A 6359-nucleotide genomic window follows, 5' to 3' on the forward strand; every position below is an offset into this window, starting at 1 on the left:
GCCGAGGAGACTCTCGCGAACGGCGATGCCGACCTGTTCAGCTTCGGTCGCCCCTTCCTCGCCAATCCCGACCTCATCGATCGCCTGCGCACTGGCGCTCCGCTCGCCGACGCACCGAAGCAATATTGGTATGGCGGAGGCTCGGTCGGCTACTCGGACTGGCCGGCGATGCATGAGCGTCAAGCCTAAGTCGATGCCCAGATCCGGGAGCGTCTCCACCCTGGCGAGCGCAGGGCGATGAGACCCATGACCCGACATTCCGCGCCTGCTTAGCTCATTCTGAAAGCTGCCGCTCGTTCACCCAACGCCGCCGGCATGTTTCTCAGCCTTGCGCCGGCAGCGGATGTTTAATCGTTTTCTTGAACACGGCCGAACCTCGCGCGTTGGCCGGTTCGTGTATGTCGGAAACCCTACTCCGGTACGCGCGGCGGGAACCAGATATGGCCAAACCATTCACGATCGCGATCCCGGACGAACGGCTCACTGCCATCAGGTCAAAAGTCCAGACGTTCGACTGGAGCATGGTGCCGGATGCGGGAGACTGGCGATCGGGCGTCGGCCTTGTCGACCTTCGGCGGCTCGTCGACCATTGGCTGACGCGCTACGACTGGCGCGCACAGGAGCGCCGGCTTAATGCGCTGCCGCAGTTCACCACCGAGGTCCAGGGCCAGCGGCTGCACTTCGTCCATGTGCGTGGCGACGGTTCGCGACCGCCGCTGCTGCTGCTCCACGGCTGGCCCGGCTCGTTTATCGAGTTCGAGGCGCTGATCGCGCCGCTCGTCGCCGACGGCCACGATGTGGTCGTGCCGTCGTTGCCCGGCTACGCCTTCTCGGGCCGGCCCGCGTCCCCGATCGGACCCAAGCAGACCGCCGAGCTAATGCACGGCCTGATGGTCGAGCTGTTCGGCTCGACCCGCTATTTGGTGCAGGGGGGTGACTGGGGTGCGGCAATCGGTGCCTGGATGGCGTACGGCCACCCCGAAGCGGTCGCGGCGCTCCACCTCAATATGGTGCTGGTGCAGGCCGAGGATGCGCTGCCGAAGAAGCCTGACGAGCTCGCCTGGGCTGGGCGGCGCGCGGAGCTGGCAAAGGAAGAGACCGGCTACTCGCAGGAGCAGGGATCGCGGCCGCAGACGCTGGGCGTGGCCTTGTCGGACAGCCCGGTCGGCGTCGCGGCGTGGATCCTCGAAAAGTTCGGTGCCTGGGCCGACGTGCCGCGCGATGAACACGGCACGCCCGACCTGTGGCAGGCGTTCGACGCGGACCTGCTGCTGACCAACGTCATGCTGTACCTCGTCGAGGGCTCGTTCGTGACCTCGACCTGGATGTATCGCGGCCGGGTGCTGGAAGGCTCGGGCAAGTTCCCCGCCGGTACGAAGATCACGGTGCCGACCGCGGTCGCGGCCTTCCCCGATCCGGTCTTCCCGCCACCGCCGCGTTCGCAAGCCCGCAAAACTTACAACATCGTCCAGTGGACCGACATGGCGGCCGGCGGCCACTTCGCCGCGCTGGAGCAACCCGAGCTACTGCTCGCCGACATGCGGCGCTTCTTTTCCTACTATGCTCTGTCTGACCAGGCCCCCAAGCGGTCGATCGCGTTCCACACCGGTGGCATCGTCGCAGCCGGACTGGGAGCCGCTGCGCTGTACACCCGTTATGCGACCGCCCGGATCGAGCAGAGCGTACCTGCAGATGGCAAGTTCGTCGACGTCGCGGGCACCCGGTTGCACTATGTCGATCGCGGATCGGGGCCGGCCATCGTGCTGCTCCACGGGCTCGGCGCGCAGCTCCGGAACTTCTCCTACGGCGTTGCCGATGCGCTGGAGGCAGACTTCCGCGTCATCTTGGTCGATCGCCCCGGGTCCGGCTACTCGGTGCCGGACGGCGACCAGCCCGGCATACTCGAACAGGCTGCGATAATGGCGGCGTTCGTCGACAAGCTGGCCCTCGACCGGCCGCTGCTGGTGGCGCACTCGCTGGCCGGCGCAATCGCGCTCGGGGTGGCGACCTATCATCCAGGGACGGTCGGTGGCCTCGCGCTGCTCGCGCCGATGACACAGCCGCCGGGTTCCATGCCGCCTGCCGTCGCGAGCGCGATCAGGAAAGGCCGTACTGCTCGGACCCTGTTCGCCAACCTCCTGGGCACGCCGCTAAGCCGCGCTGCCTATGGGTTGCGCTGGGGCAAGATCTTCGCGCCCGATTTGGTGCCGTCCGATTTTGCCACCCGCGGCGGCGGCATGCTCGGTGACCGGCCGATGTCGGTGAACGCCGCCTTGGTCGAGCTGGCGAGCGCCGATCAGGATCTGGCTGCCATCTCCGCCCGATATCGCTCACTGACGCTGCCGGTCGCATTGTTGTACGGCCGCGACGATCAGATTGTGGATTCGGCGATTGACGGCAATCGCGCCGTCGACGCGATCCCTGGCGCCACGCTGGAAGTGACCAATGGCGGTCATATGCTCCCTGTCTCGCATCCAAAGGCAGTCGCTGCGTTCATCCGGGCACGCGCCGGAGCGCTACCGTGAGAATATAGCTCCGAAGCGAATGCCCGTAGAGGACAGATAAGACCGCATCCAACGGCCAGATCTGCTCGTTGCGCCCGCCTTTCGCTTCTACACCTTCGCCGCCAGTTCACATCGATCTGCCAATTAGTCCTGGTGAAGTTGACACCTTATCTTCTTTCAAAGAGCGGCCGCAAATCCGCGTTGGGATTTAAGTTACGGCCGTAAATTTATTCTCATCTTGTAAGCGATACGAGACGGCTAGCTACTCCGCGTGCTTGCTAATTCATAAAACTACCGACGTTCGTCGGAGATGCATGGCCGCGGGGACTCACACCTGCCATTTCGGCCCGCTCTCATACTCTAAAACTACGGACGCTCATTCATCTAGCTCATTGTGAAGTCGTGATATGCTGAAATATACCTGTTTAGCTGGGCTTCCCGATAAGCGGATCTTCCAGCAACCTGAAATTAACTGGCTTTCAAATATCTGGCGCCTTGCCGCTGCCGTTACCCGAGTAGCAAGCGCCGGTACTCCGCTTCGGCAAAGCCGTACGTGTCGCCTGCTAAACGCAAGAGGCGTTCTCGGTCGCGCACGATCACTCGGCCGCGAAGCGATCGGATCGCCTCGTCTTCCTCGAGTTTATGAAGCGCATCCGTGACGCTGCTGCGCCTAACGCCGAGCATGAGCCTAAACTCCTCGTGAGTCATGCAGATGTCGTCCTCACAAACCCGATCGTGATAAAGCAGGATCCAGCGCGCCATTCGCCGTTCAATCGAGTGCGCGAGCGACGATACGATCGTCCTGGACATCTGGGTCATCAGCACGCCGACGAAGCGGAGCAGTACGGTACGGATCTCGGGGTGCTCAGCTATCGTCCCGTACAGTGCTTCGGCCGAGAGCCTCATCGCCACGCCGTGCTCGGCTCGCATTACCACGTCATGGGGCCAGCGGCCGTCCCCCAGTATTAGCGGCCATCCGATGAACCCCTCATTCCCGACCAGCGCGACGGCGTACCGGCGGTCGCCTTCAAGGGAGTCAAGCACCGCGGCGATGCCGGTCAGCGGGAAGCAGATGCTGTCCGCCGGATCGCCTGCCCTCGCTATCATGTCGCCGTTGCGGAACGGCACCAACTCGAGATGGGGCGCAAGCGCGGCGCGAGCGGCCTCGTCCAAGACGCGCAACAGGGCGTTGTCCTCCATCCGGCTCGCCTGCAGCGAGCCGGCATCCTCTGCGTTCAAAGTCTCATCCTCCATGCGTCCGCTTACGGTCTCGGACCTTGCTGCTCCAAACGTAGGTCTACTTTCGTACCGAAACACAGGGTCGCGCCCGGTGTTCTCGATCAAACACCAACAGGAGGGACCATTGCACAAGACCATTTCGATGCTGATCGCCGCATCCGCCGCGATCGCCATCTTCCCCGCAGTCGCTCAGTCGCCGCGCTTGATCACGGCGCCTCCACCCCCGCCGCCGCCCGCGACTGCCACCCAGCCCGCCAAGGCGGCACCCGACATGCAGGCGGTTCTCGACGCGCTTGCGTCGCTTGGGGGCAAGCCGATTGAGACGCTAACTCCTGCGGAGGCGCGGATGCAGCCATCGGCGGCCGATGGCGCCAAGGCGGTCATGCAGCAGAAGGGCATGTCGACCGCCCCCGATCCAGCGGTGACGACGCAGGACATGCCCTATGGCAGCGATCCCAAGCAGTTCGCGCGCATTTACAAACCGGCGGCCGCGCCAGCGGGCGGCAAGCCGATGCCCGTGGTCGTATATTATCATGGCGGCGGCTGGGTGATCGCCGACGTCGATACCTATGACGCTGCTCCCCGTGCGATGGCGAAGGCGCTGAACGCGATCGTCGTCTCGGTGGAATATCGCCACGCACCCGAGTTCAAGTTCCCGGCCCAGCATGACGACGCGGCCGCGGCGTACCGCTGGACACTAGAGAACGCGGCGAGCTGGGGCGGCGACCCCGCCCGGATCGCCACGGTCGGCGAGAGCGCGGGCGGCAACCTTGCGGTTGCGACCGCGATCTACGCACGCGACAACGGCCTGACTGCCCCGCGTTACGTCGTCTCGGTCTACCCGATCGCCAACAGCAGCATGACGCTGCCCTCGCGTAAGGACTCGGCCAACGCCAAGCCGCTGAACGGCGCGATGCTGCCGTGGTTCGGCTACTATTACCAGACCAGCAAGGCCGATGCGCAGGACCCGCGCCTGAACCTGGTTGCGGCAAACCTGCGCGGGCTGCCGCCGACGACGATCATCAACGCGCAGATCGATCCGCTGCGCTCGGACGGCGAGACTCTGGCGGCGGCGATGCGCGCGGCCGGCGACAAGGTCGAGCAAAAGACCTTCCCGGGCGTCACCCACGAGTTCTTCGGCATGTCCAAGGTCGTGAGCGGCGCCAAGCAGGCAAACGACCTGGCCGTCGCGCGGCTCAAGGCAGCATTCGCGGCTCCTGCGCCGCGCCGCTGAGCGTGCTGTCGGCGGTCTAGAACCGCCGCCGGCCCTTTTAGTTAGGACTTGCACCAATGACACAGACACCGGTCCGCTATTCTCCCGACGTCGAGGACGTGAAACCCGACGAGGGCGAGACGATCGCGAAGCTCAACGAGACGTTCGACACGATCCTCAAGAAGACCGCGGAGGATTACGATCATGCCGTCCGCTCGGTCCACGCCAAGGCGCACGGCTTCCTCGAAGGCACGCTGACCGTCCGTGACGGCCTGCCGGCAGAGCTGGCCCAGGGGCTGTTCGCCACACCAGGCGAGCACAAAGTCGTCATGCGCTTCTCGACCAATGCCGGCGACATCCTCCCCGACACGATCAGCCTGCCGCGTGGCCTCGCGGTGAAGATCATGGACGTCGAGGGCGAACGCCTGCCCGGTGCCGATGGACGCACTCAGGACTTCGTGATGGTCAACGGTCCGGTGTTCCAGAACAAGACCGCCGACCAGTTTCTGAGCAACCTCAAGCTGCTCGCAGGCACCACCGACAAGCTCGAGGGCACCAAAGAGACGATGTCGAAGGTGCTGCGTGGCGTGAACACCGTGTTGAGCGCGGTCGGCATCGAAAGCCCCAAGGTGCAGACGCTAGGCGGCGCTCCCAGCTCCGACCCGCTCGGCGAGACTTACTTCAGCGTCACGCCGTTTCGCTATGGCGACTTCATCGCCAAGTTTGCGGTCTTTCCCGTGTCCAAGGACCTCACCGATCAGACCGATACGACGATCGATGCCACCAACCGTCCCGATGCTCTGCGCGATGTAATCCGGTCCGAGACCCAGGTGCTCGACATGGAGTGGGAGTTGCGGGTCCAGCTCTGTCGCGACCTGGATAAGCAGCCGATCGAGGATCCCACCACCGAATGGAAGCAGGACGATGCGCCCTTCCAGACCGTCGCGACGATCCGCGCCGCGAAGCAGGACAGCTTCACCGAGGACAAGTTCCAGCAGATCAACGAGGAGATGCGGTTCTCAATCTGGACCGGGCTCGCCGCACACCAGCCACTCGGCAACATCAACCGGGCGCGCAACGGGACCTATCGTCACTCCGCCGACTTCCGCGCGCGTGTGAACGGCTGCCCCTATCATGAACCCTCGGCCGCTCAGGCCTGAACCGCCCTGCAAAGGATCTAACATGACCACGGCACTCGGTTACGCAGCCAAGCATTCCTTCAGCCGCTTGAAACCGCTCAAGTTCGAGCGGCCGGCGCCTAAGCCCAATGAGGTTCAGATCGACGTCCTCTATTGCGGCGTCTGCCATTCTGACATCCACCAGGTAGAGAACGACTGGGGCAATACCGTCTACCCCTGCATGCCGGGGCACGAGATCGTCGGCCGCGTCAGCGAGGCGGGCGC

5 protein-coding genes and 1 pseudogene are annotated in these 6359 nt (G+C 64.4%); 5 read left to right on the forward strand and 1 reads right to left on the reverse strand.

From position 1 onward, the window contains the following. Window positions 1–189 (forward strand): annotated as a pseudogene (locus tag HUV01_RS10665) (alkene reductase); the annotation flags it as partial. 251 nt (window positions 190–440) lie between these two features. After that, window positions 441–2525 (forward strand): epoxide hydrolase family protein, encoded by a 2085-nt coding sequence (locus tag HUV01_RS10670; protein WP_174298242.1) that lies wholly within the window; start codon window positions 441–443, stop codon window positions 2523–2525. Window positions 2526–3011: 486 nt separating this feature from the next. On the opposite strand, the gene HUV01_RS10675 is transcribed toward HUV01_RS10670, so the two are convergent. Then, window positions 3012–3758, reverse strand: coding sequence for a Crp/Fnr family transcriptional regulator (locus HUV01_RS10675; protein WP_174298243.1), 747 nt, complete (start codon window positions 3756–3758; stop codon window positions 3012–3014). A gap of 109 nt (window positions 3759–3867) precedes the next feature. Here HUV01_RS10675 and HUV01_RS10680 point away from each other — a divergent pair, with 109 nt between their 5' ends. The 3 genes from HUV01_RS10680 to HUV01_RS10690 all read left to right on the forward strand — a co-directional run. Further along, window positions 3868–4977, forward strand: coding sequence for an alpha/beta hydrolase (locus HUV01_RS10680; RefSeq protein ID WP_254606568.1), 1110 nt, complete (start codon window positions 3868–3870; stop codon window positions 4975–4977). A 56-nt stretch (window positions 4978–5033) separates the two neighbouring features. Next, the gene (locus HUV01_RS10685) at window positions 5034–6116 is read left to right on the forward strand and encodes a catalase family protein (protein ID WP_174298244.1); all 1083 of its coding nucleotides are present in this window, start codon (window positions 5034–5036) and stop codon (window positions 6114–6116) included. A 22-nt stretch (window positions 6117–6138) separates the two neighbouring features. Next, window positions 6139–6359, forward strand: a 221-nt coding sequence (locus HUV01_RS10690; protein WP_174298245.1) for an alcohol dehydrogenase catalytic domain-containing protein, incomplete at its 3' end; no start/stop codon positions are given.

This window comes from Sphingomonas bacterium (assembly GCF_903643035.1).
Lineage (GTDB): Bacteria > Pseudomonadota > Alphaproteobacteria > Sphingomonadales > Sphingomonadaceae > Sphingomonas.

Bases quoted from the DNA above. Each gene is read 5' to 3' on its own strand.
- HUV01_RS10670 (WP_174298242.1), top strand. From the start codon at position 441: ATGGCCAAACCATTCACGATCGCGATCCCGGACGAACGGCTCACTGCC.
- HUV01_RS10675 (WP_174298243.1), bottom strand. From the start codon at position 3,758: ATGGAGGATGAGACTTTGAACGCAGAGGATGCCGGCTCGCTGCAGGCG.
- HUV01_RS10685 (WP_174298244.1), top strand. From the start codon at position 5,034: ATGACACAGACACCGGTCCGCTATTCTCCCGACGTCGAGGACGTGAAA.